Annotated in this window: 19 protein-coding genes; 15 read left to right on the forward strand and 4 right to left on the reverse strand. The window is 49.9% G+C overall.

Going from position 1 to position 25,134, the window contains the following annotated elements; translation table 11 throughout:
* Positions 1–250: 250 nt before the first annotated feature.
* Positions 251–1,585, forward strand: a complete 1,335-nt coding sequence (locus tag LMG33818_RS05445; RefSeq protein ID WP_442322356.1) for an aspartate aminotransferase family protein — start codon at positions 251–253, stop codon at positions 1,583–1,585.
* Between the two features lie 31 nt (positions 1,586–1,616).
* On the opposite strand, the gene LMG33818_RS05450 is transcribed toward LMG33818_RS05445, so the two are convergent.
* Positions 1,617–3,530, reverse strand: a complete 1,914-nt coding sequence (locus LMG33818_RS05450; protein WP_442322357.1) for an aminotransferase-like domain-containing protein — start codon at positions 3,528–3,530, stop codon at positions 1,617–1,619.
* 478 nt (positions 3,531–4,008) lie between these two features.
* Here LMG33818_RS05450 and ilvD point away from each other — a divergent pair, with 478 nt between their 5' ends.
* Positions 4,009–5,859, forward strand: coding sequence for a dihydroxy-acid dehydratase (ilvD, locus tag LMG33818_RS05455; protein WP_442322358.1), 1,851 nt, complete (start codon positions 4,009–4,011; stop codon positions 5,857–5,859).
* 71 nt (positions 5,860–5,930) lie between these two features.
* Here the strand turns inward: ilvD and LMG33818_RS05460 are convergent, their stop codons facing one another.
* Together LMG33818_RS05460 and nudE are read right to left on the reverse strand one after the other, a co-directional pair.
* Positions 5,931–6,413: a DUF805 domain-containing protein gene (locus tag LMG33818_RS05460; protein WP_442322359.1), complete on the reverse strand. Its 483-nt coding sequence runs from the start codon at positions 6,411–6,413 to the stop codon at positions 5,931–5,933.
* 288 nt (positions 6,414–6,701) lie between these two features.
* On the reverse strand, positions 6,702–7,298 hold the full coding sequence (gene nudE / locus LMG33818_RS05465; RefSeq protein ID WP_442322360.1) for an ADP compounds hydrolase NudE: 597 nt from the start codon (positions 7,296–7,298) through the stop codon (positions 6,702–6,704).
* A gap of 350 nt (positions 7,299–7,648) precedes the next feature.
* Between nudE and LMG33818_RS05470 the strand changes: the two genes are divergently transcribed.
* The 5 genes from LMG33818_RS05470 (at position 7,649) to LMG33818_RS05490 (ending at position 14,507) form a co-directional block, all read left to right on the forward strand.
* Entirely contained in the window at positions 7,649–8,038 is a 390-nt protein-coding gene (locus LMG33818_RS05470; protein ID WP_442322598.1) for an RNA-binding S4 domain-containing protein, read from the forward strand.
* 186 nt (positions 8,039–8,224) lie between these two features.
* Positions 8,225–9,142 carry an Hsp33 family molecular chaperone HslO gene (hslO, locus tag LMG33818_RS05475; protein WP_442322361.1) on the forward strand — a complete coding sequence of 306 codons (918 nt, stop codon included), beginning with the start codon at positions 8,225–8,227 and terminating at the stop codon, positions 9,140–9,142.
* Positions 9,143–9,468: 326 nt separating this feature from the next.
* Complete coding sequence (locus tag LMG33818_RS05480) at positions 9,469–11,886, forward strand: Tex family protein (protein WP_442322599.1); 2,418 nt, start codon at positions 9,469–9,471, stop codon at positions 11,884–11,886.
* A 261-nt stretch (positions 11,887–12,147) separates the two neighbouring features.
* Positions 12,148–13,797 carry a glutamate--cysteine ligase gene (gene gshA, locus LMG33818_RS05485; protein WP_442322362.1) on the forward strand — a complete coding sequence of 550 codons (1,650 nt, stop codon included), beginning with the start codon at positions 12,148–12,150 and terminating at the stop codon, positions 13,795–13,797.
* Positions 13,798–13,967: 170 nt separating this feature from the next.
* Positions 13,968–14,507 carry a disulfide bond formation protein B gene (locus tag LMG33818_RS05490; protein WP_442322363.1) on the forward strand — a complete coding sequence of 180 codons (540 nt, stop codon included), beginning with the start codon at positions 13,968–13,970 and terminating at the stop codon, positions 14,505–14,507.
* A 321-nt stretch (positions 14,508–14,828) separates the two neighbouring features.
* Here LMG33818_RS05490 and LMG33818_RS05495 read toward each other — a convergent pair whose 3' ends face one another.
* A complete protein-coding gene (locus LMG33818_RS05495; protein WP_442322364.1) occupies positions 14,829–15,488 on the reverse strand; it encodes a histidinol-phosphatase in 660 nt (219 codons plus the stop codon).
* A gap of 373 nt (positions 15,489–15,861) precedes the next feature.
* Between LMG33818_RS05495 and LMG33818_RS05500 the strand changes: the two genes are divergently transcribed.
* The 8 genes from LMG33818_RS05500 (at position 15,862) to LMG33818_RS05535 (ending at position 25,035) form a co-directional block, all read left to right on the forward strand.
* Positions 15,862–16,344 carry an RNA pyrophosphohydrolase gene (locus LMG33818_RS05500; RefSeq protein WP_442322365.1) on the forward strand — a complete coding sequence of 161 codons (483 nt, stop codon included), beginning with the start codon at positions 15,862–15,864 and terminating at the stop codon, positions 16,342–16,344.
* Positions 16,345–16,762: 418 nt separating this feature from the next.
* Entirely contained in the window at positions 16,763–17,590 is an 828-nt protein-coding gene (lgt, locus tag LMG33818_RS05505; protein ID WP_442322366.1) for a prolipoprotein diacylglyceryl transferase, read from the forward strand.
* A 40-nt stretch (positions 17,591–17,630) separates the two neighbouring features.
* A complete protein-coding gene (locus tag LMG33818_RS05510) occupies positions 17,631–18,425 on the forward strand; it encodes a thymidylate synthase (RefSeq protein ID WP_442322367.1) in 795 nt (264 codons plus the stop codon).
* 17 nt (positions 18,426–18,442) lie between these two features.
* Positions 18,443–18,976, forward strand: a complete 534-nt coding sequence (locus LMG33818_RS05515) for a dihydrofolate reductase (RefSeq protein WP_442322368.1) — start codon at positions 18,443–18,445, stop codon at positions 18,974–18,976.
* A gap of 514 nt (positions 18,977–19,490) precedes the next feature.
* Positions 19,491–20,354 carry a ProQ/FINO family protein gene (locus tag LMG33818_RS05520; RefSeq protein ID WP_442322369.1) on the forward strand — a complete coding sequence of 288 codons (864 nt, stop codon included), beginning with the start codon at positions 19,491–19,493 and terminating at the stop codon, positions 20,352–20,354.
* Between the two features lie 588 nt (positions 20,355–20,942).
* Positions 20,943–21,164 (forward strand): DUF1656 domain-containing protein, encoded by a 222-nt coding sequence (locus LMG33818_RS05525; protein WP_442322370.1) that lies wholly within the window; start codon positions 20,943–20,945, stop codon positions 21,162–21,164.
* 15 nt (positions 21,165–21,179) lie between these two features.
* On the forward strand, positions 21,180–22,265 hold the full coding sequence (locus LMG33818_RS05530; protein ID WP_442322371.1) for an efflux RND transporter periplasmic adaptor subunit: 1,086 nt from the start codon (positions 21,180–21,182) through the stop codon (positions 22,263–22,265).
* Between the two features lie 367 nt (positions 22,266–22,632).
* Positions 22,633–25,035, forward strand: a complete 2,403-nt coding sequence (locus tag LMG33818_RS05535) for an FUSC family protein (protein WP_442322372.1) — start codon at positions 22,633–22,635, stop codon at positions 25,033–25,035.
* Positions 25,036–25,134: the final 99 nt, after the last annotated feature.

A 25,134-nucleotide genomic window follows, 5' to 3' on the forward strand; every position in this document is an offset into this window, starting at 1 on the left:
TAACGGCTTGTGAACGGAGTGCAAGTAAAAGTCGTCTCACACTGTCCCAAATTCGATGTCATATTGTCCTGTCACCTTTTCACAATTTTCCATACCCTAGACCAATCACTTGAAACGATAATTCAACAAAAATGGTTTTCAGGTAAAGGCGATCGTCAGGCATGTAATTGAGCGTGGCTTATGTCCTGCTATCACATGTTTTCGTAGATTCAGCTTGTCTCTTGATCAAACCAACCTATCAGGAGTTGTTATGGCTTCCCTTCACTCGAATAATACAGATTCAACTATCACCAACGCAGACGTAAAACAATTGGATCGTCAGGGCGTATTTCACTCATGGTCTACTCAGGGAACATTGGACCCATTGGTGATTAAAAGCGGGAGTGGGTGCCACCTGTGGGATTATGACGGGACGGAATATCTGGATTTTTCCAGCCAGTTGGTCAATACCAATATCGGTTATCAACACCCCCGGGTGATCGCTGCCATCAAGGCGCAGGCTGACGAACTGGTAACCATTGCACCAGCCCACGCCAACTATGCCCGAGGAGAAGCCGCCAAACGCATTCTTTCCCATGCGCCGAGTCATTTTTCAAAGGTATTCTTTACCAATGCCGGGGCGGATGCCAATGAAAACGCGATTCGTATGGCGCGTGCCTATACCGGGCGTGACAAAGTACTGTCAGCCTATCGTTCCTACCATGGCAGCACTGGGTCCGCGATTGTCGCAACGGGAGATCCGCGTCGTGTCCCCAACGAATTTGCGCGAGGGCATGTGCACTTCTTCAATCCGTACTTGTATCGCACGGAGTTCTGGTCGAAAAACGAAGAGGAAGAGTGCACGCGTGCTTTGCACCACCTGCGCCGCGTTATCGAATGCGAAGGCCCTGCGTCCATTGCGGCCATTTTGTTGGAGAGCATTCCCGGTACGGCGGGCATTCTGATTCCCCCTAAAGAGTATTTGAAGGGAGTACGCGCGCTGGCAGATGAATTTGGTCTTGTCCTGATTCTGGATGAAGTGATGGCAGGTTTCGGAAGAACCGGTAGCTGGCTGGCACTTGACCTTTTTGACGTGGTGCCGGATTTGATTACCTTCGCAAAAGGTGTGAATTCAGGTTATGTGCCTGCCGGCGGAGTGATGGTCTCCGACAGGTTGAATCGTTACTTTGATGATCACTTCTTCTATGGTGGATTGACCTATTCAGGGCACCCACTGGCGATGGCCGCTATTGTAGCGACATTAGATACCATGAAAGAGGAAGGCATTGTCGAAAATGCCGCGCGTATCGGGCGAGAGGTTTTAACACCGGGGCTAAGCTCACTGGCAGATAAACATGCGGTTGTAGGTGAAACCCGTGGAGTGGGTGTCTTCCATGCGCTGGAGCTGGTCAGTGATCCTGAAACACGTCAGCCATTGGACGATACCCGCATGGCGGCTTTCAAGAAAGGGCTGATCCAGCGTGGATTACTGCCTTTCGTCGCCGGTAATCGCCTTCATGTGGTGCCGCCTTGCATTATCACGCAGGAAGAAGCTCAAAAGGGGCTGAGCATTATAGATGAAGCGCTGTCAGATATTCATCTGTAAACTGCTTCTGAGCCAATAACTCGCGGGTAATTCACAATGTATGCAGGGCTTCGGCGAGTCGTCGAATGCCCTCATCAATGCGGGATTCCTGTATGGCACCAAACCCCAGTCGCATGAATTGTCTGGCGAAGTAGTCTTTATCATCAGTGAAAAAGTGGTAAGCCCCCGGCTCAATTAATACGCCTTTGTGCGCTGCCCGCCAACGAAGCTGTTCAGTGTCGCAACCGTTAGGAGCTTTAAGCCAAAAGGCATTTGCATATTCGCTGCTGATACGCTGGCAGTCGGGTAAATAGTGCTGGCGCGCCTGTTCCAGCAGTGACCATCGTTGACAGTTGTCCTGTTGATGATGACGCAAGCAGCGGTCGAAATGTCCCTGTGCAATGAATTGCGCCAATTGCCGTTGTAATGAGGTAGGAGGGTGTCGGTACATCAGCCGGCGTAATGCTCTCAATTCATCAATCAACTCTGCATCTGCCACGATATAGCCTAACCGGAGGCCGGGCGAGAGAGTCTTCGAAAAACTGCTCAGGTAGATGACGCGGCTCCCCTCCGGATGGCTTCTCAGAGCGGGTAGGGACGCCTGAGCAATTTTCAATTCCGCATCGTAGTCATCTTCAATAATAATCTGGTCATGGCACACCGCCTGATCCAATAGGGCCTGCCGTCTCTCGGGACTCATGCTTATACCGCAGGGGACCTGCTGGCTGGGTGTCACATAGAGATAGTGGCTGTTTTTGCTGGTTTCAGACAATGTGATGCCCTGTTCATCCACCGTACAAAAATCCAGTTGTGCACCCTGACGACTGAATATATTGAAGGCATCCCGATATCCCGGGTTTTCTATCGACACTTGTGTTTTGTGTGTAAACAACAATTGGGCGATCAGGAACAGGGCATTTTGAGCCCCCAATGTGATTAGAATCTCCTCGCTCTCTGCCATGATGCCGCGTCTGGGCAAAATACGAGTGCGCAATTGTTCTATCAGCGCTGCATCATCCTGATCATAACTATCGTTCAGCCACCGTTTGTCCTGTCGTTCATCCAGCAGGCGTCTCGCAGAGACTCGCCATTCAGCCAAAGGAAAGCGCTCCACTTCATGTTGTCCGTAAATGAAGGGGAAAGGGTAAGCGTTCCACCGGCTGGGGCGAGGCACGCTCGTATAGATACTTGGCTGATGAGAAAAGCGCTGTTGCCAATCAACAGTGTCACACCGTTCGGAGGTATCTCCGCTGGATTGGGAGGTGGGCCCTCTTGTATCCCGCCATACTCTTGCAGGTTCTTGAATGGGAGCTTCATTGCGTGTGGATGATACTTTTATCACCTCTTTTTCAGGCTGGCTTTTCCGGTTCCTGTACGCTGTAGCTGAGCAGTTGTCAGAACTGGCATGAGGGGAATTGCCATGCCGTTCAATATTCAGGGTATGCGCTGCTGTTTCTCCTGATGCATCTTCTCCTGAGACATCGAGAGAAGAAGTGTCCTGTGAGTGATGAGGTCTGGAGGGGGTAAGGTTTGAAGTATTTACAGGATGAGACGCGAGCCTTGTTTCAGGAGAAGCCTGCCATACAGCACGAGTCTGCGCCAGCAATGAAGGAGTGGAATAATCGGTGATGGCATCGTCAGATTCAGCGCGACTCACGTTTGCGCGATCTTGTGACGAAGCAAGGCCGCTCAGTGGGCCTCCTGCAAAGCTTTCCGTATATGCTGCATTCAGGTAATACCCGCTACACGGACGGCTGATCAGATAACCGTCTTCTACCAGTCCTTCATACACGATTGCTACCGTATTGCGCGATACCCCCAGTTGCGCTGCCAATTGTCGGCAGGATGGAAGGGCGGCCTCCGGAGGCAAGGTACCACTGTGAATCGCCTCAAGTAATAACTCACGCGTCTTTTCCTGCAGGGAACCGTGTTGTGAGGGCCTTAGCCTGAAATAACGTTTTGACATGGCGCAACCCGATCACTGGAATGAAAACTACACGCTTCTTATGTACATGAAATTGTCTTGATCAGAAAGGTTTTTTCTATCTTTTGATAGTGCCAAATTTTGATGGTGCTTGGGCATAATATTTTATACATACTAATTTTTTGAGTTTTTGTTGCTGCTATAAAATGGTGTGTGACTTTGTTCTATTATCTTTTATGATTTTATGGCAATATTGAAGGTCAAGTTCCCAAATGAAGTGAGGGGCGCCTCCTGATATTTCCCCCACGTCACTCTTTACTGATCACATTTTGCCACTACTTTCAGGCAATGCATCGGATATACAGGTTCAAGTGTTTTCCCACAACAATGGCCGGAAAGAGACAAGAGAACGTACAAGCGCAGTGAACGGAGCACACAACCGCTTTGGCAGGTAATAGACATTCAAATCGTTAAAACAGGCAGTGTCGGCCATAAATCGGGCCGTGATGAGGAGCTTTTGATGAGTCACTATCGTTCAAGAACATCGACCGCCGGTCGTAATATGGCAGGTGCCCGTGCCTTATGGCGGGCGACAGGCATGCAGGATGGAGACTTTGAAAAGCCGATTATTGCGGTGGCCAACTCCTTTACACAGTTCGTCCCCGGCCATGTTCACCTTAAAGACATGGGGCAGCTCGTAGCGAGGGAAATCGAAAAGGCCGGAGGTGTTGCCAAGGAGTTCAATACCATTGCCGTAGATGACGGCATCGCGATGGGGCATGATGGCATGCTCTATTCACTGCCTTCACGCGATATTATCGCTGATTCCGTCGAATACATGGTGAACGCCCACTGTGCCGATGCCTTGGTGTGTATTTCGAACTGCGACAAAATCACTCCCGGAATGTTAATGGCGGCCATGCGCCTGAATGTGCCGGTTATCTTTGTGTCGGGCGGTCCCATGGAAGCTGGCAAGGTAAAACTCATTGATCATGGGTTGGATCTGGTGGATGCCATGGTCATGGCCGCTGATGACAGTGTGGATGATGCTACGCTGAATGAAGTCGAAAACAGTGCCTGCCCCACGTGCGGTAGCTGTTCAGGTATGTTTACGGCCAACTCGATGAACTGTCTGACCGAAGCCATGGGGCTGGCTCTGCCGGGGAACGGTTCCATGCTGGCGACTCATGCGGACCGTCGCCGCCTTTTCGAAGAAGCAGGGCACCGTATTGTGGATCTGGCACGCCGTTATTATGAAGAGGGAGATGAGTCCGTACTGCCGCGTTCGATCGCCAATTACGATGCATTCAAAAACGCGATGACGCTGGATATCGCCATGGGGGGGTCGACCAACACCATTCTGCATTTGCTGGCCATGGCGCAGGAAGGCGAAGTGAACTTCACACTGGCGGATATCGATAAACTCTCCCGTGAAGTACCCCAGTTGTGCAAGCTGGCGCCCAATACGCAGAAATACCACATGGAAGATTGCCACCGTGCCGGCGGTATCATGGGGATTCTGGGTGAGCTGGATCGCGCAGGTGTGCTGAATACCACTTTGCCAACTGTGCACAGCAAGACACTAGGCGAAGCCCTTGATACCTGGGATATCATGCGCAACCCTTCACCGGAAGTCATGGAATTCTATAAGGCGGGCCCTGGTGGGGTGCGTACCCAACAGGCGTTTTCTCAGGATAGCCGTTGGCCTAATCTCGATGGCGACCGTGCCCATGGCTGTATTCGCGATATGGAGCACGCGTTCTCGCACGAAGGTGGCTTGGCGGTGCTCTTTGGTAATCTTGCCGAAAATGGCTGTGTGGTGAAGACTGCGGGCGTAGATGATTCCATTCTGGTGTTTGAAGGTCCGGCCCACGTGGTTGAATCACAGGATCAGGCTGTTGAGCATGTGCTCAGTGGCAAGGTCAAAGAGGGTGAGGTTGTCGTTATTCGCTACGAGGGGCCCAAGGGTGGTCCCGGTATGCAAGAGATGCTGTATCCCACCTCATACCTGAAGTCCAAAGGGTTGGGTAAAAAGTGTGCCTTGTTGACTGATGGCCGTTTCTCCGGCGGTACGTCTGGTCTTTCAATCGGCCACGTTTCCCCCGAAGCAGCCTCGGGAGGTGCCATCGCTCTGGTTGAATCCGGTGACATGATTCGGATCGATATTCCTTCGCGCCGCATCGATGTATTGCTGGAGCCTTCCGAATTGGCCGCACGCCGTGAACAAATGGAAGCACGAGGCGACAAGGCATGGAAACCTTCCATTGAGCGCACTCGTAAAATCAGTGGTGCCCTGAAAGCCTATGCCATGCTGGCAACCTCAGCGGATCGTGGTGCAGTACGTGACTATGATGCGTTGGAGTCCCGCTAAGCAAATGGTGCTTTTTCGTTCTTTTCGCTGATTGATTTACGTAGCCTGCCCTTTTTCATGGGCAGGCTTTTTTATGATCCGATGGAGGTTTTTAAGGCAGGAGAGGGGCCATATTTATTTTTACCTTGAGAGCCAGGAATCAGCGCCAGTACAACAAAAAATGAGGCTGAGTAATGAATGCCATGAGATGAACCGCCTATCAGGATCGTGAGAAGAACATAAGCGCCATCGAGTAGTGGAATACCCAATACCCACCAACCATTCATATTCAAGTCGTGAAGCCTTCGGATAGTAGAGAAGAGATAGATAAGAAAACCCAGGAAGGTCCAACATGACCAGAAGATGCATATGGCAAGTTCTGTATGTGTTAGTGGAGGAGTGGTAGGTGTGATGTTGATCGGTAACAGGTGCAGAGTATTGAAAATGCGAACAAGCACTGAACCGATGATGGCATAGATAATACCTATTATTGCATAGGGTAAGCGTGCCATTCGTCCTTTGATGGAAAATAGGCGACGTAGAAGTGGTAAGTCATCCCGAGTCGATAATTGCATTCTCATTCCTTTTATAATTGTTCTGAATTGACAGACGCTTTTGAATAATATGCAGAGACCTTGCTTTCTATCACCTCACTAGAGTGAACCTTGTAGCATCCAAACATGATGCGAAGACCATGTCAGTTTATGTAATCTGCTATCTATATACACTGCAAGCGTTATGAATGTGTTGGATATCCTGCTTGCCAGCCCTCCATCTTATCGTTATAGCGGGGTTACTGACTTTCACTCTTGAGCTGACGTTCCATTTTTGATCGGAAACGTTGCGGAAGGTTGTACACGTTATTACCAGGGATACGATTTCCGTTGCTCCTCGGCTGAACTCCCCTTTTTCATCTCATCCAGAAATTTACGTGCCAGATAGAGGCCTGCAATACTGCGAGCCTCATGGAAATCATCGCGAGCCAACAGTTCATCCAGTTTGCTCCAGGGGTAGCGGATGACTTCCAATGGCTCGGGTTCATCGCCAGGTAATGAGTCTGGATACAGATCCTGTGCCAGCATGACCGTAATGCGATGGGACATATAGTTGGGTGCCAGGCTAATCTCTTTCAATGCTTCGATTTGATGTGCCCCCATGCCGCACTCTTCTTTAAGCTCGCGATTGGCTGCAGAAACAAGATTCTCCCCCGGATCGACGGAACCTTTGGGTAGCCCTAGCAGGTACTGTTCGAATCCAGCGGCATATTCTCTGACCAACAGGAAATGTTCGTCGTCCGGCACGGCAACGATCATTACGGCTGCATGGTGGTTACTGTTTGCAAGCCGTTCAAACGTACGATGCTCCCCATTGGAAAATTCAAGGTCCAGCGATTCTATATGGAAGAGGCGTGAGTCAGCTACATGGCGGCATTCCAGAATTTTGGGAGGATGATTCGGCATCTGATATTCCGTGAGAACAGGGTGCGTTGGTAAGGTAAGGGCACTCGCTATCTTCCTGGCCAATCCGTAATTCCAACCATTCAGTGAGATAGATCAGTCGTTGTTAGCCTGGCGACGTTGATGACACCATAGCACGAGTTTCCTGGCGGCGGGAGTTCAACCTTGGCGGCATGATCATGGTTTCCAGATATGTGATCTACTGAAGCCCTTGCTGATTGGCATCATCATCCCCATATAGGAAGTATTCACCCAGAGATGTTGAGGCACATCCTGCCTTGCAATAAAGCCGATGCGCTATGTCCCTTCGCTTATTGATCGGTTTTCGCGAAGGGCCTTTGTTGGGAGCAAACATGGAACAGGTTCGACTCGATAAATGGTTGTGGGCTGCACGTTTCTTCAAGACACGCGCGCTTGCAAAGAAGGCCATTGAAGGGGGAAAGGTTCATTACAATGGTGAACGTACCCGTACCAGCAAACAGGTACAGGTGGGGGCAATCCTGCAGGTCCCACAGGGCTGGGATGTCATGGATATCGAAGTCATTGCCTTGAGTGATCAGCGTCGTAATGCCGATCATGCACGTACCCTTTACAGCGAAACCGAGGAGAGCAAGGCGCGTCGGGCCCATGAATCCGAATTGCGCAAAATGGCTCAGCAAAGCATGCGTGCGCCGCAACATCGTCCGGATAAAAAGTCACGCCGTGAAATTCAACGTTTTCAGCGGCAAGGGTTTGATGACTAAAGCGTAGTATTCGTGCGGTTATTGTTCACAGCAGTGAATGGTGGAAAATCCTTTTAAAGTGAGCCAAACGCCATTTGTCCTCTAATACAGGCGCAGCATACTGCATAGAGGATGTTTTTCATGCCATGAAATAACCGTGATATCTCGCTCACTTTGCGTTATCACCCTCTCTATGGAATTTATGTTATGACAGATACAGTATTTGACGGCCTTCAGCGTTTTACCTTCGATGACACGCGTGTAAGAGGAGAACTCGCTCAGTTGGACGACACATATCAGCAGGTACTCTCACGCCATGAGTATCCGGCACCGGTTGCCCGCCTGTTGGGTGAGTTACTGGCGGCGAGTGCGTTGTTGACTGAAACCATCAAACTGAATGGGATTCTAAGCCTCGAAGTGCGTGGTGAAGGCCCGGTAACGCTTTTGATGGCTGAATCCAACCCCGGTTCACAGGGTGTAGCCCAACGTTTGCGTGCGATTGCACGTTATGATGAAGAGAAAGTGACAGCGCTTCAGTCAGCAAGCAATGAAGATCCCACCTTCAACAGCCTGTTCGGCAATGGGCAATTGGTGATCACGCTTGATCCCGAGGAAGGGCAGCGCTATCAGGGTATTGTGGCATTGGACAAGCCGACTTTGGGGCAGTGTCTGGAAGATTACTTCGAGCGTTCCGAGCAATTGCCCACCCGTTTATGGTTGGCCTCCAATGGGCAACGCTCAGCGGGGCTTCTGGTTCAAAAACTCCCAGAAGACAAAACCCTGAGCGATCAGGATGCGTGGAATCGGATTGTGATGCTATCGGACACCATCAAGCCTGAAGAGCTGCTGGCGCTTACACCGAAGGATATTCTTTTCCGCCTCTTTCATGAAGAGAAAACACGTGTGTATGAGCCTTCTGCCTTGGCATTTGGGTGCACCTGTTCGCGTGAGCGTTTTGCTCAGGCACTTCATCGCCTTGGCGCCAATGAACTTCGTGGCATCATTAAGGATGAAGGCGAAATCGATACGCAGTGCCATTTCTGTAATACTCGCTACGTCTTTAATGCTGCAGATGTCGAGAGCCTGATTGAAAACCCGGACGAGCCCTCCCCGATGTTACACTAATGCCTGCGTGAGCCGTCCATGCAAGTGATAAGTGCCTGAACACGCATGGGTGTGTGTACATGCCCGGGTGTCTGTACAACTGCATCAGAGGCGGCCGCAAGTTGGCCTTTTTAAATAAACATGCTCTAATTCAGTACGTTATATCGACTGTGGCGCCTCGAAAGCCGTTTGCAGGGGCGTCACATGGAAAAGCTGAGCCATGCATGCAGTACTTGCGTTGTAATAAGCGCATGTGGCTTAGTGTGCCCGTTTGAGGCGTGATGCAGGTTAACCACTTGCTGTTAACACGCCCTTGGATAAAACATCTTCAGACATATTTGGTAGCCATGGATAAGCAGCAAAGTGCCGATCACGCTCAGGTCATTTTTCCGCGTTTGGCAGAAGAACTCAGTATTCGTCTCTCGCAGGTCAAGGCCACGGTTGAGCTTCTTGACGAAGGGGCCAGCGTGCCTTTCATCGCCCGTTACCGCAAGGAGGTCACGGGGGCATTGGATGATTCGCAACTGCGTGAACTTGAGGAACGTCTGCGTTACCTGCGGGAGCTCGAACAGCGCCGTGAAGCGGTGATCGATGAAATCCGTCAGCAGGGAAAACTGGATACCGCTCTGGAAAACCAACTGCGGCAGGCTGATACCAAACAGCGTTTGGAAGATCTTTATCTACCATTTCGCAAAAAGCGCCGTACCAAGGCGCAAATCGCACGTGAAGCCGGTCTTGAGCCATTGGCGGATGCTTTGCTGGCTAACCCCTCCCTTGATGCGGAAGCAGAGGCTATGCCTTATGTGGCCGCATCTCAGTCCATGGTGGCCGAAAACGGCGATAGTCTTGCCCTGTCTGATACCAAGGCTGCATTGGATGGTGCCAGGCAGATTTTGATGGAGCGCTTTGCTGAAGACGCTGAGTTGCTGAATATACTGCGTGAACGCCTGTGGCAGGAAGGGGAAGTTACCGCGCAGGTGGTCCCCGGTAAGGAGCAGGAGGGCGCCAAGTTCTCCGATTACTTTGATTACAGTGAGCCGGTAGCCAAAGTCCCTTCCCACCGCGCACTTGCCATGTTCCGTGGTCGCAACGAAGGAATTCTAAGTATTTCCATTCGTTTGCCGGGGGAAGAAGAAGCCTTGCGTCATCCTGCCGAAGGTATTATTGCCAAGCGTGTTGGCATCATACTGCCCGCGGCGACCAAAGGCCGTACTGCGGGTGATAAATCCGCACAATCCTGGTTGGCTGAGGTTGTCCGTTGGACGTGGCGAGTCAAACTTTATACAAGTCTGGAAACCGAGCTTTTCACACGCTTGCGTGAACATGCCGAGCAGTCTGCCATCGATGTTTTCGCCGATAACCTAAAGGATTTATTGCTGTCCGCCCCTGCAGGTGAGCGGGCTACACTTGGGCTTGATCCGGGGCTACGTACCGGTGTCAAGGTCGCCGTTGTGGATGGCACCGGTAAATTGCTGGATACTGCCACCATTTATCCGCACCCGCCGCATAACCGCTGGGCAGATGCACTGGCAGTACTCAAGGCACTCTGTCTGAAACACAATGTACAGTTGATTGCGATCGGTAATGGAACAGCCAGCCGCGAAACGGATAGGCTCGCGCAGGAATTGGTCAAGGGCGTACCCAGTGTGAACGGGCGTTCGTTAACCAAAGTGGTTGTCAGTGAAGCAGGGGCTTCTGTCTACTCCGCTTCTGAATATGCGGCAAAGGAATTTCCTCAGCTGGATGTCACTTTACGTGGAGCGGTTTCCATTGCGCGTCGTTTGCAGGACCCACTGGCCGAGCTCGTCAAGATCGACCCCAAATCCATTGGTGTTGGGCAATATCAGCACGATGTTTCTCAATTGAAGCTGGCCCGCACGCTGGATGCAGTGGTTGAGGACTGTGTTAATGCCGTAGGTGTTGACCTGAATACCGCTTCATCAGCACTACTGGCCCGTGTGTCCGGGTTGAATACCCTGTTGGCGGAAAGTATTGTGACCACCCGTGATCAGCAGGGCGCTTTCAAGGATCGTCGCAATTTGCTGGATGTCAGCCGCCTGGGACCCAAAACCTTCGAGCAGTGTGCTGGTTTCCTGCGTATCAATGGAGGTGATAACCCTCTGGATGCCTCGGCAGTTCACCCTGAAGCCTATCCGGTGGTCGCGCGTATTGCTGAATCAACGCACCATGCAGAGGGTACGTTGATTGGTGATAGTGCTTTTTTGAAGACGCTGAATCCTGCCGATTACGTTGATGAGCGATTTGGTTTGCCGACGGTCACCGATATCCTGAAAGAACTTGATAAACCTGGCAGAGACCCCCGTCCCGAATTCGTAGTGGCGACGTTCAAGGATGGCGTAGAGAAAATCACCGATCTGAATCCGGACATGATCCTGGAAGGTGTGATTACCAACGTGACGCATTTCGGTGCTTTCGTCGATATTGGTGTGCATCAGGACGGATTGGTGCATATCTCTGCGCTCTCCAATACTTTCGTCAAGGATCCCCGTGATGTGGTCAAGGCGGGCGATATCGTCAAGGTGAAAGTGATGGAAGTCGATGTTGAACGCAAACGTATCGGGCTAAGTATGCGGTTGGAAGACAACGCCAGTGAACAGGCGACTTCTGCCCCTGCACAGACTGGTAGTAAGCGGGGAGCCGGAAAAGGGCTCTCTGGCAAAAAACATAAATCCGATCAGGGTGGTCGTGAGGCCCCGATGGGGGCATTAGGTGCCGCCTTGTTGAAGGCGGGCGCCAAAAAGTAATTGGATTCATGGGGGTGGGCTTGTGAGCCGCCCCCATTTTGTTGGATAGTGTACCCCATTAATTGAATCTGAATGGCGCCACTTTCTGTACTTCTCCTGTTACAATGGCATATAGAGGTAGCAGAGGTGGTTTGACTATAGTGAACGCTGATCCAGCCACTGGGTGTCGTGCTTTCCACGCTGCCGAAAGTGGCCTGCATTCGTCTGAATGAGCGCGAAGCTGGCAATCTGGATGCGCCAGCCTTGATGGAATGAAGGTATATGCCCTTGTCTGAATCAATTGACAGTATCATTGCTTTTCTGCAACCGGCAATGCGGCGCGGTAGTATTGGTCGAATTCGTCGTGGTGTTGAAAAGGAAGGTTTGAGGGTAGAACCTGATGGACATGTTAGCCAACAGCCCCATCCACTCGAATTGGGTTCCAAACTCACACATCCCTATATCACCACGGACTATTCGGAAGCATTGCTCGAATATGTAACACCCGTCTTTTGCAAGCCCTCGAAAGCGCTTGAATTTCTGGTCGATCTGCACCGATTCACTTATCAGTATATTGGCAAGGAACTGGTGTGGCCGGCGAGTATGCCAGCGCTTCTTGAAGGTAATGAAAGCATTCCCATTGCGGATTTCGGCACCTCTAACAAAGGGCGAATGAAACACGTATATCGTCGTGGATTGGATGTACGTTATGGTCGTATCATGCAGTCCATTGCGGGTATTCACTATAATGTTTCACTGCCTGATGAACTGTGGCAGGTCCTGGCAGCGCATGAAACGGGGCAGGCTGAAGCCACATCGCTTGATGCTTCCACTATGGCGGACATGCGTTCCCGAGGCTATTTCCGCATTATTCGTAACTTTCGCCGTCACTCCTGGATCCTCAAATATCTGTTTGGTGCATCACCCGCCATTGATCGCAGCTTTCTGGATGGGCGAGACGATACCGGATTCGATAAAGTCGGCCAGCGTACATTGATTTCCCGTTATGCATCTTCTTTGAGAATGAGCGATCTCGGTTATCAAAACAAGGTACAGAATCAGCTTTCTGTCAGTTACGACAGCCTGCAAGATTACATAAAAACCTTGCGCTATGCGGTCAGTACGGCCTGGAGCGATTACGAACGGTTTTCCTCTGGCGGGGAGATTGGAGAAAACGGCAAGGATGGATGGCAGCAGCTGAATGCCAATATTTTGCAGATTGAAAACGAATTCTATAGCGATATTCGTCCCAAACGCGTAGTTCGCCACCATCAAACCCCCACCCAGGCCCTTGAGGCCGAAGGCGTTGAGTATATCGAGGTACGCTGCCTTGATATCAACCCGCTTTTACCGGTAGGTATTGATGAAACGGCCATGCGTTTCATTGATACGTTTCTGATGTTTTGTTTGCTTTCCACCGATGCGGTGATTACAGAGGAAGAAGAGCAAGCGCTGACTACTAATCAGGCACGTATTGTGCGTCGGGGGCGTGATCCAGAGCTGACCCTGATCGATGAAGGTGAAGAGCTGCCTTTGGGGGTAGTGGGGCATCGCATCATCAGTAGCATGCGGAAAGTCGCTGAATTACTGGATAGCAATGAAGAAGCTTCACCGCATATTGATGCACTTGATGCTCTCGCACCGCGTCTTGATAACCCTGAGCTGACACCGGCAGGTCGAATCTACAAAGTGCTGACAGAAAATAATGAAGATTTTGTCGAGTGGACGCTTGAGCAAGCGCGTTCGCAAGCTTCTTCATTTCGTGCCCGTCCCATCGACAAGGCTAGAAATGCTCTGTTCGAGCAGCTCAGTGAAACCTCGCGTATCCAGCAAGGTGATCTTGAACGGGATGATCCCCTTTCATTTGATGAGTTTGTGGCTCTCTATTTTGAAAAGGCACATCGTGTCGCCCAGGCTTCTGAAGAAAATTGATACCACGGGATTACGTCATCTCGAATGCCCGATAATTCACTCAAATTGTTCGTGGTAGTGGCATGATCCATTTGCACTTGAAAGCGTGCTGTGGAGGATCGGGAACAGACGAGTCAGCAATCTGATGTGTGGTGACGGATTATATTTACAGGACAGGATTTGAAAAAACCATGATAGACAAGCTGAACCGAATTGTTGCGCGTGGCTGGTGTTTGCTGGGCGTATTACTTTGTATTTTCATGATGGGCTTTGCCTTGTTGCTCCAGCATGTATGGGGGCTACAGCCTTGTCCATTATGTATTTTTCAGCGTATTGCCGTGATTGCCACTTTTATCGTGCTGATTCCCGGTGTGTTTCAGAATCCCAAACGCTGGGGCGGGATCGTTTATGGTGTGCTTGGGATCATTACGTCCCTTGCAGGTGTTGCACTGGCTGCACGTCACGTTTACATTCAACACTTGCCACCGGATGCCATTCCCTCGTGTAGCCCCGGGATTGATTACCTGATGCAGGTATTGCCTTGGCAGACGGTGGTTGCACAGGTTCTGGAAGGTTCTGGAGAGTGTGCTCAGATTCACGGTATCTTCCTGGGTATTACTTTGCCCGGTTGGACCGGTATCGGTTTCTTTGTACTTTTCCTGATCAGCTTGTTCCTGTTCATCAGTTCTATTCATCGTACTCGCCGCAAGAAAAGTAGTCGTCTCCTATAGTCGAGACACTGTTGCAGGCTTCACGAGAACGCTGGCTTCCTTCGGGGCTGGCGTTTTTTTATACCTCAGAGGCAACAACATACATGATGTGAGTGCTGAAATTTACGATGCAAGAAAAATGCTTATAGGGGAAAGAGGAAAAGAGGAAAAGTACTCATGGTGGGGCGCATACGGCCGGTTGAAGAAATGACTGATGATGAGAAAGAGTATTTCAAGAAGAACAAATACAGAGGAAACAAATACAGAGGTGAGTGCCCCGTGCACGGAAATATAAATCACAGGGCAATTCATTATCAGACAATTTACGGTATGCGCCGTATTTCAGCGCAATGATAGTATCTGCCAGCCTCTTTTTTCAGCTTCAGCACGTAGTTGATCATCAGGGTCTACGGCGACGGGATGATCCACCTTTTCCAATAAAGGAAGGTCATTGCGGGAGTCGCTATAGAAGCAGGCGTCCTTCAGGGTGATTTCAGGGTGCTCTTTTAACCAGGCATCAAGTCGTACTACTTTTCCTTCCCTGAAGCTGGGAATACCCTCAACGCGGCCTGTGTATTTGCCGTCCTGGTCTTCTTCCATCTCGATTGCAATAAGATCATCGACCCCGAGACGCTCGGCGATAGGGCCAGTCACAAACCGATTGGTCGCTGTAATGATCAATAGATAGTCACCTGCCTGACGATGTTGCTCCAGCAATGCTTCTGCTTTAGGCAATATCATGGGTTCGATCACGGCGCGCATGAAATCGTGGTGCCATTTATCCAACTGTTGACGTGACACATTTGCCAGTGGTTGAAGAGAAAACTCAAGATACTGATTGATATCCAGCGTGCCATTTTCATAGGCATGCAGATATTCATCATTGGCCTTTTTATAAGCAACTGGATCGACAGCGCCTATCCTGATCAGATAGTCACCCCAGGCGTGATCGCTATCTCCACGTATCAATGTATTATCCAGATCGAAAATGGCCAAACGCACAGTGCTGCTCCTGATGATGGGGGATGATTCACTTTATCTTCACTGAAGATTAGCGACTTCATCCACAATTGATGTGTAGTGTTGTTGTGTAGAATTCAAGTGTAATGTGAAAGTGAATTTACACGGAATTCGTAACTACTCCCATGCTTTTCAAAGCTAAATGTGGGAAGTGGTTGAAGGTGTTTAATGCTTTGTGGAAGAATGTCCCAAGCACGCCATGAATTTTAGCTATAGTACTTATTAAAGGTAAGATTTACAGGTACGATCAACGCTATAATCATGGTAAGCACACCTATTCCAATAATATTGCCATATACATGATCCCTTTGGGCTATAAATGTCATGTTTTGGCTTGAAAGTAGAGGTATACACCGTGATCGACCCCGATGGCTTCCGCCCCAATGTTGGCATTATCATTGCCAATCCCGGCGGCCAGCTGCTCTGGGCAAGACGGTTGGGGCAAGACTCCTGGCAGTTTCCTCAAGGGGGAATAAACTCTGGAGAAACGCCACAGCAGGCTCTCTATCGTGAATTGGAAGAAGAGATAGGGCTTTGCGCTCAGGATGTCAGTCTCGTGGCGAGTACGCGTGGCTGGCTGAGGTACCGGTTACCCAAGCGAATGATACGCACTCATTCAAGGCCTTTGTGTATCGGTCAGAAACAGAAGTGGTTTCTACTTCAGATGCGTTGTAATGAAAAACGTATCTGTTTTGACTCCACCCCAAAACCGGAGTTTGATGGCTGGCGTTGGGTGAGTTATTGGTATCCGCTCGGGCAAGTGGTATCGTTCAAGCGTGAGGTATACAGAAAAGCCTTGCAAGAGCTGGCTCCACGTTTGCAGCAGCTGTCCAAATAAAAAGGCTGAGCGGCAATGTATGCCGTCTATTTTGGCCTTCTTGAATCGTACCAGGGATAAACGCGAGTCAGGCACCTCGTCACTCGAGGCGGGGATGTCTGCTTGTGTACAATTTTGCTCTATCGTCCTGCTTTTAACGGGTCGTGATTCATCCTGTGTGCAGATTGCCTTTTTCATGTTGGCACATCGCTTTATCCCCTTCCTGAAGTCAAAATATACCTCCCTGCACTTTCGACGCTCGCCAACACGATTGAACCCTCGTAGAATAGAGTTGCCGCCATTTTAATAGAAGTGCTTTGGTCAGGTTTACATTCGGATTCGGATTTGGATTTGATCAAGGAAGTAACTTTTGGCACTTCGAAAAGCGTCTGTATTCCATGTGTAAAGGCATGCAGAGCAGGAAGGAGATCCACAGCGTATGTTGCATTACCCCCATTTTGATCCGGTACTCGTCCGAATCGGCCCATTGGCAGTACATTGGTATGGCATTATGTACATGATCGGCTTCGTGGGCGCCTGGTTTCTAGCGAGGCACCGCGCTTATCGCATCGGATTATCCCGCGATGATGTAGGCGACATGATATTTTATGGCGCACTGGGCGTCGTGTTGGGGGGGCGCATAGGGTACGTTCTCTTTTACGGTGAGAGCTTCTTTGACCGTAATCCGCTTTGGGTCTTCAAGGTATGGGACGGAGGCATGAGCTTCCACGGAGGCCTGATTGGTGTACTGGTCGCTGCCTATGTTTTTGCTCGTCGACACAAGTTGCAATGGGTGCGCTTATTGGACTTTATCGCCCCCATCGTACCCATTGGATTGGGCGCCGGGCGTATCGGTAACTTTATCAATCAGGAACTCCCCGGGCGTATCAGCCACTTGCCATGGGCCATTGATTATCCCAAATACGGACCCGAGCCACGTCATCCTTCCGCTATCTATCAGTTCTTGACCGAAGGTGTTCTTCTTTTCACCATCCTGTGGATTGTCTCGCTTAAACCGCGCAAGCGTGGCTTGATATCAGGCCTCTTCATGCTGCTGTACGGTTGTTTTCGCTTTTTCACTGAATTCTTCCGTGAGCCGGACCCACAGTTGGGGTTCGTCGCCTTCGGATGGATGACGATGGGGCAGGTGTTATGTATTCCGATGATTATTATTGGAGCAGCGATCATTGCGTGGTCACGCAAGCAGCCTGTCGAATATCCCGTCGTCTCCGCGGCTGAATTATCCTCCACGCAGGCTACCCGGTAAGCGGTGCGTACGCCATACATTTGAGTAACGGAATTTTATCATGAGACCCTATCTTGATCTTCTCCAGACAGTACTGGACAAGGGGACAACCAAAACGGATAGAACCGGTGTAGGGACGCGTAGTATTTTTGGTCATCAGATGCGCTTTGATTTATCGGAAGGATTTCCGCTGGTAACCACGAAAAAGCTGCATTTACGTTCAATCATCCACGAACTCTTGTGGTTCCTGAAAGGGGATACCAATATCGCCTATTTGAAGGAAAATGGTGTTCGTATCTGGGATGAATGGGCAGACGAAAACGGCGATTTAGGTCCAGTGTATGGCTATCAGTGGCGCAGTTGGCCGGCACCTGACGGAAGCCATGTGGACCAGATCAGCAAGGTTGTTGAATCGATCCAGAAAACGCCGGATTCACGTCGTCTGATCGTCTCTGCATGGAACCCTGCGCTTGTCGATGAGATGGCTCTCCCTCCGTGCCACGCTCTTTTCCAGTTTTATGTGGCAGATGGCAAGCTTTCCTGTCAGCTTTATCAGCGCAGTGCCGATATTTTCCTTGGCGTTCCTTTCAATATTGCGAGCTATGCGTTGCTGACGCATATGGTGGCGCAAGTCTGTGATCTTGAAGTAGGGGATTTCGTCCACTCTCTTGGTGATGCGCATCTTTACCTGAACCACCTTGAACAGGCGGAAGAGCAACTCAAGCGTGAACCTCGCCCGCTACCGCGTTTGGTCCTCAACCCGGAAGTCAAAAATCTGTTCGATTTTCGTTTCGAAGATATCGCGATCGAAGGGTATGATCCTCACCCGCATATCAAGGCCCCTGTGGCTGTTTAATTCCGGAGCTTCAGACCATGGCTGTCAGTATTTCAATGATTGCTGCTCTTTCCACCAATCGTGTCATAGGTGTAGAGGGCAAGTTGCCCTGGTATCTGCCCGAAGATCTTAAATTCTTCAAAACGGTTACCAGTCACAAGCCTGTTATCATGGGGCGTGCGACCTTTGATTCGATCGGGAAACCGTTGCCCAATCGTTTTAACATCGTCATTACTCGTAACCCGGATTTTTCACATCCGGGCGTGCGTATCAGCCCCTCACTTCCCGAAGCGCTTGAAATGGCTAAGGGGCATGCCGAAATCGACGGTATCGATGAGGTCATGGTAATCGGAGGTGGGCAGATTTATGCTGCGGCAATGCCCTACGCGGATCATCTTTATCTGACACGCGTTGATGTCGACATTGAGGGAGATACTTTTTTCCCCGAGTTCAATACGAATGAATGGTCACTGGCTGAATCCATTCAGGGATCGCCGACAGAGCATCAACCCTCATATCGATTTGAGCGCTATGATCGTGTGGGCAAGCGGCATCAAGGCACGGTCGAATAAGCCGGGTTTTCATGCATTTGCAGCCACACCGCATGTGCATAGAAGCATATAAACACCGCCTGGAAAGGGCATTTTGGTGTTGAATGCTTGAGCACAGGGGAATCGACATTTATCCTATGTCTATAGGATCAAGCGTTCGGAATATTCTATGCTTGTAAAATCCGCATCCTGTAAAATGCCATTATGCGGAAAATAATCTGTATTTGCTCAAGGTCGTTATGTAGGCGGCCTGACAGGCACTACTGAACCCATTCGTTAATGATTAATGATTGGTGATGAGGTTCAGAGTCCATTTTGATAAAGGAGCGCAATATTGGCATTTCGTTTCCTTTATCTGTAAGTGTTCATTACGCGTTGTGATCAGTCTTGCTGTTTTCGACCAAGTGTATTCAGTGAGGTGCATAACCTGATGCGCTTTGTACAAACGCTATATTCGTAAAAGTGTGCTAACAAAACGTATGGGGTTGTGCGTTGATAATAAATAAACCATTTGCAGTAACCGGGGGCAGTCAAGGTGGCTGATCTGCTTGAAACGCTGATCGAATCTCTCGATCGTAACTCTGAGCGTGTCCTGAGCCAACTGGCGCAGGCAACGCAGCATATTCACTCCTTGCAGGAAGAGAACGCTGCTCTTCGTCAACAACTGCAACAGTTACAATCTCGTCAGGCAGCAGGTACATACACTGCGGCGGAACCTCGGCGTGTGGATACAGTAAGCTCTGTTGCCCATGCGGTAGAGGATACAGATGCGTCCAGTTGTTCACCTGATCATCTGCCAACGACACAGAATCTGTCGGCCTCCCCGCAGGTGCAGTCTGAACATAAGGGCTATTCAGATAATGCCCTTTCCCGAGAGAGAACTTCAACATCCATGGGTGAAGGGGAAGGTTCCCGATTACCCTCAGAACAAGAACATTCTGAAGATATGAGCGAAATTAGCGATCCGGCAACTATCCCGTCTGAAGAAGCTCCTGCATCGGGAGCTTCCATTTCGAAAGAACAACCTCCTTCACCACAGGCATTGCTCAAAGAGTGGTACAAGCGTTACCCCAACGCTTTCTTCAAAGCCCATACGCATCCGTTAAAAGTCGGGATTCACAAGGATTTGATCGAACGTGAACCCTGGTCTTCCAAGCTGATTCGTAGGGCACTGGCCAATTATGTGAATCTTCCTCGTTATCTGAAATCCGTACGGGTTGGGGTGACGCGGGTCGATCTCGACGGTCAGCCTGCTGGCGATATCGGCGAAGATGATGTTCGGCATGCGCGAGAACAGCTTGATCTGTTGCAAAAAAGGCGCGCCGAGCGCGAAGAACGTCACGCTGCCGAGCGGATGAACCGCAAGCTTGCACAATTGAACGAGCGCCTCGGCCACTAAATATGGCATAATGGCCGGGAAATAGTTGTCCTGCTAACTTTCTGGCGTGCCAAGCTCACGTGTCTGTGCATCCCGATAGGCAATTTATCCCATGTTTAGCTATAGTCATGTTTATCTATAGTTAGCCATGTTGAGGCACTGAGGGCTGAAGGGCTACTGGTCCTCGTACTTGATGAAGCTGGCGGAACCCTTGCATACGGCACTCTAAATCGCTGTCTTTTATCGTATTCAATCAAGGTTGAGCGAGCCGTTTGCTCTCGTGGACGGGTTATTGGCAATCTGCCCAGGCTAACTCCAAGGCTGAAAAGGGCTTCCTTCAGAGCCTGGCTCGGCAACGCTTGATAAAAAGCCGTGCCTGAAACTGGCAAAGGGAAATGCTCTAACGGCTGCACGAATGTGGGGAGCTGTAGAGCTATACTGGGCAATGTAACGCACCCTTGTCCAATGGCTTCGCCCGAACAGCGGAGGGAGTTCTTCAAATTATGTCCCATGAAGAATGATTGTCATTGCCCAATGTTTTTGGGCGGCGTGGGAAATTTACCCGATATTTTTGCATGGGCAGTTGGCTGTTAAGGAGTTTTCTTCTGCATGTACCTTCATGAATTGTCCTGGAACGGTGTCTATTTCAGCCCGATGATTGTTTACGCCATCATCAGCCTGGTTATTTCCCTTGCTCTTCGAATATTGATTTACAAGCTGCCTATTGGTCGTTTTATTCTTCAGGAAGCGTGGTTTGATGTGGCTCTTTTCATGTGTGTGTTGGTGGGAATTAATTATTTGGCGATCTATACCCCTTCCTTTTTGTCCTGAATACGGTGATTTTTGATGCGAACTCTAGCTCGACTGATTTTTACCTTTATCATGCTGGCGATTGCTGTCACCGCAGGTATCTGGATCTGGAAATACTATCAATACACTCCATGGACACGTGATGGCCGTGTTCGAGCTGATGTCATTACCATCGCACCTGATGTGTCTGGTTGGATTACGCAATTGAATGTGGCTGATAACACCTGGGTAAATACAGGTGATGTTATTTTCAGGATAGACTCCGCGCGTTACAAGGCGGCATTGGATCAGGCAAAAGCACAGGCAATGGAAGCCAAAATTACCTGGCAGCGGAGTCAGTCCGATTACCAACGCCGCCTGCAGCTTTCAAGCCAGTCGATTTCCCGTGAAGCTCTTGAAACCTATCAATTGAATGCCGCTGCTGCATACGCGACTTATCAAGCGGATCAGGCTGCTGTCGAAACCGCTCAAATCAACCTGGATCGTACAGTGTATCGTGCACCCTATTCGGGCTATGTCGTGAACCTGGCATTGCGACAGGGTGATTATGTCTCCAAAGGAGTGGCTGATCTATCCCTCATTCGCGCCGATTCATTCTATGTTACCGGTTACTTTGAAGAGACAAAAATTCCCAGTATTCGTCCGGGCATGAAAGCCGATATCTGGCTGATGAGTGGCAACAAGCGCTTGCAAGGGCATGTGGTCAGTATTGGACGGGGTATCTCGAATGATGATGCTTCTGCAGGGAATGAGCACCTGCCCAATGTGGCCCCGAGCTTCACGTGGGTACGCCTGGCGCAACGTATCCCTGTCGATGTTGTGTTTGATGCGGTGCCCAAAGATGTCATCCTGAGTTCAGGGATGACAGCAACGGTGCGTATCGTGCAACCGAAGCAACATCGAAACCAGTATTATAACAGCAATGTAACGCGGGGTACTTCCAGTAAAGATGCGACCCCTGAAGAAACCGTTGCTCCATCTACCACCACACACAATACTTCTGATGGTGTCAATCAGGGGGGTGGAAGTGGTCAGTCACCTTATCGTGTTGTGAACCCAAATAATTCCACCGGTTCGCCATCAGCCAACAGCGATGCCATTCAGCCAGCTACTCAAGGCTAAGGCATCATGTTTGATGTTATATTCAGTTCGATACTGACGGTCACTGGGGCGATGTATCTGCTTCAGATGCTTCTCCTGCCATTTAGTCCTGGATACTCGCAGGGCAGCTCTTTTCGCCATCTCTCTCAGCGGGGGGTAGGAATGATATCTACCACCTGCCCAAGGCGAGGGCCATTCTGGTGTATTTCGAAAAATCTTTCTGAAGTACCAATGTATCTGTCTGAAGTACCAATGTATCCGATAGAAGGGGAGATATTGCATTGATAATATTATCGGCCCTTTTACCGTTGAATAGCCATATGTTGTTTACATGCTTTCATGGCATGTTTGAGCCAGTAGTGTCGATTAACTTCGGGAGTAAGTGGAAATGACAGCCTCCACGTTCAAACTGAATCCGAAACTGGCTACTTTTCTGACCCCATCGCCCTTCGCTGTACAGTTCATGATCAAGGGCATAGTGGCCATGGCAGCCGCCCTCTATATCACAATCCTGCTTGATTATGATCGCCCATACTGGTCTCTGATTTCAGCCATTTTCCTGCAAATTCGCCCCGAAAGTGGTCAGGTGATCGAGAAAGGTATTTGTCAGCTAATCGGTAATCTTGGCGGTGGTGTTTTGGGGTTGACCATTATCGCTTTTTTTGTACAAGCCCCTCCGCTGGCCTTCGCCATGATGGCTATCATTGTCTTCATATTATCGATGCTCTCATCCATGACATCGAACATGAATGTGACGTATCTCTGCGCAATGGCTGCCATTGTAATGGTATTGGTGGTGGCAATTTCCGTTTCTTCAAATGTCACTAGCGACCATATCTTTGAAATTGCAATACAACGTGTCAGCGAGATCAGTATCGGTGCCATCTGTGCCACGCTTTCAAGCATGCTATTGTGGCCGCAACGAGTCCACCTGCAAATGGCCGGGCATGCGCGCACTCTTTTTGAGCAGACGCTGGATAGTATGCAAATTTACCTTGATCCGCAGGACAAGGCGAAGGAACGCCATGAGTCCCTGCTGTCGGTGATCAATGCTCTGCTTTTGCTTGAGTCCGATGCCAATCCCGTAGTATTTGAGGGGCCAGCTGGCCCCGGACGGGCCAGAGCCGCACACCTGTTGTCGCAACGAACCCTTAGCCTGATTGCTGAAATGCAGGTGTTGGGGCATTTTATCCGAGACCATCCGGATTGGATGGACGAAATGCTGCTGGAGACGTTCGAAGCATTAAGACAAGTCGTGAGCAAGGTAAGACAAGAGTCTGATCCCGGCTTGCGTCGGCAGTATATGGACGATTTTAGGAAATGGCTCAAAACCCAGGGCGCAGGTGAGCAACACACAGCTCTCCAACATAGAGCCATTCAAGCTGTTTCCGATGTGGCCCAACTGATTATCGTAATGGATGAAGCGGTGCAAGCTGTTGTATCGCCGCGTAACCGCAAGCTCAAGGCTGCGCGTCTTTCACGTTATCACGATGTCCTCTCGTGCATGATCATTGGCTTGCGTTCAACCATCATGTTTGGATTGGGGGTTTTGCTATGGATAGGAACGGGCTGGTCAGTTGCCTTTCTTTTGATGATACTGCCCGTGGTATTCAGCATCATGTTTGCGAATATGCCTACCATCATGATGCTCAAGAATTTGCTCAAAGGCATGACGTTGAGCATACCCGTTTATCTCTTGATCAATGGTTTGATCTTGAGTGCGGCGCCCAGTTTCTATGAAATCTTTATACTGGTTTTCTGTGCCCCTATGGTGGTTATATTGTTCGGGTTCACCTACCGACCCACCCTGGCGATCAGTCTTGGTTTTTGCCTGACCGCAATTATCATGACGATGCCCGGGAACCACATGAATTTCAATATTGCGAGTGCGCTCGAACGCGGGATAGCAATGTTGTTGGGTGTCTCCATCCTTTATCCGCTTTTTCTGTTAATCAAGAATCCCAGTTCTCTGATCATGCGTCGGCGGTTGATCAGCTCAACATCGAGTGATCTTGCTGTATTGAGCCTGAGAAGCGGGGACAATGCGCTTTCATGGTTCAATGGCCGAATGGTGACTCGAATCCAGCACATGGCGACATTTGAAGATAATGCCCCCGGGCAGCGTAATCTTATCGAACAGGGTTTGTTGGGACTTAACCTCGGGCACGTCATTATCAAGCAGGCGCATCAGCTGATGACGATCAGTCGCAATCCGCAGTTACCGGGTATGATGCGGCGCTGGCAGGAAGCCTTGGCCGTCGCTTACCGTTCAAGTGCATGGGGATTAAATGATGATCGTGAGTTTCTTGAGCTTAGCAGCGATATTTATCACTTGATGCGTCATGACAGGCACATGGATGAAACGCGTCTCAAGCGATTTGAAGGGTTATGTTATCGCATCGCAATCTCGCTCAGACGTAATGCCGGGGCGAGCGAATCTCAAATCGATCAGCTTCAGAAAGTGATGATTCACAAAGGCATTGATACGAATGATCCTGAAGTAGAAGCAGAAGCGACAGCCGCGACCACGGAGGAGGTTCACTCCAAATCGGATACCAAGGACGGTAGCCTGGGTAATGATCTAAACTCCGATCAAGCGAATTCGGCTGAGGAATCGCAAAATGAAAAGGCTTCTGAAGGGGAGTCCAGCCGCATGGATTCTCACAAGAACAATGTTGACGAAAATAAACAGCCGTCCAACAAAGAGGATAGCTCAAAGGATAACTCGGATGATGCGCCTTCCAGTGAGGGAGACGCATCTGATGATGAGCCACCCAATCGTCCACACTAGGCTGTGCCTTGCTGACGGACCCTTGGCTTCCCTGTCACCTGTAAACCATTATTATGTGGAAGCGGCTTACCCTCATCCATCAAACATTTCATGAATGTA

Source organism: Cernens ardua, from assembly GCF_051251085.1.
GTDB lineage: Bacteria > Pseudomonadota > Gammaproteobacteria > Pseudomonadales > Halomonadaceae > Cernens > Cernens ardua.

Coding starts and splice junctions, on each gene's coding strand:
- LMG33818_RS05445 (WP_442322356.1), top strand. CDS start 251: ATGGCTTCCCTTCACTCGAATAATACAGATTCAACTATCACCAACGCA.
- LMG33818_RS05450 (WP_442322357.1), bottom strand. CDS start 3,530: ATGTCAAAACGTTATTTCAGGCTAAGGCCCTCACAACACGGTTCCCTG.
- ilvD (WP_442322358.1), top strand. CDS start 4,009: ATGAGTCACTATCGTTCAAGAACATCGACCGCCGGTCGTAATATGGCA.
- LMG33818_RS05460 (WP_442322359.1), bottom strand. CDS start 6,413: ATGCAATTATCGACTCGGGATGACTTACCACTTCTACGTCGCCTATTT.
- nudE (WP_442322360.1), bottom strand. CDS start 7,298: ATGCCGAATCATCCTCCCAAAATTCTGGAATGCCGCCATGTAGCTGAC.
- LMG33818_RS05470 (WP_442322598.1), top strand. CDS start 7,649: ATGGAACAGGTTCGACTCGATAAATGGTTGTGGGCTGCACGTTTCTTC.
- hslO (WP_442322361.1), top strand. CDS start 8,225: ATGACAGATACAGTATTTGACGGCCTTCAGCGTTTTACCTTCGATGAC.
- LMG33818_RS05480 (WP_442322599.1), top strand. CDS start 9,469: ATGGATAAGCAGCAAAGTGCCGATCACGCTCAGGTCATTTTTCCGCGT.
- gshA (WP_442322362.1), top strand. CDS start 12,148: ATGCCCTTGTCTGAATCAATTGACAGTATCATTGCTTTTCTGCAACCG.
- LMG33818_RS05490 (WP_442322363.1), top strand. CDS start 13,968: ATGATAGACAAGCTGAACCGAATTGTTGCGCGTGGCTGGTGTTTGCTG.
- lgt (WP_442322366.1), top strand. CDS start 16,763: ATGTTGCATTACCCCCATTTTGATCCGGTACTCGTCCGAATCGGCCCA.
- LMG33818_RS05510 (WP_442322367.1), top strand. CDS start 17,631: ATGAGACCCTATCTTGATCTTCTCCAGACAGTACTGGACAAGGGGACA.
- LMG33818_RS05515 (WP_442322368.1), top strand. CDS start 18,443: ATGGCTGTCAGTATTTCAATGATTGCTGCTCTTTCCACCAATCGTGTC.
- LMG33818_RS05525 (WP_442322370.1), top strand. CDS start 20,943: ATGTACCTTCATGAATTGTCCTGGAACGGTGTCTATTTCAGCCCGATG.
- LMG33818_RS05530 (WP_442322371.1), top strand. CDS start 21,180: ATGCGAACTCTAGCTCGACTGATTTTTACCTTTATCATGCTGGCGATT.
- LMG33818_RS05535 (WP_442322372.1), top strand. CDS start 22,633: ATGACAGCCTCCACGTTCAAACTGAATCCGAAACTGGCTACTTTTCTG.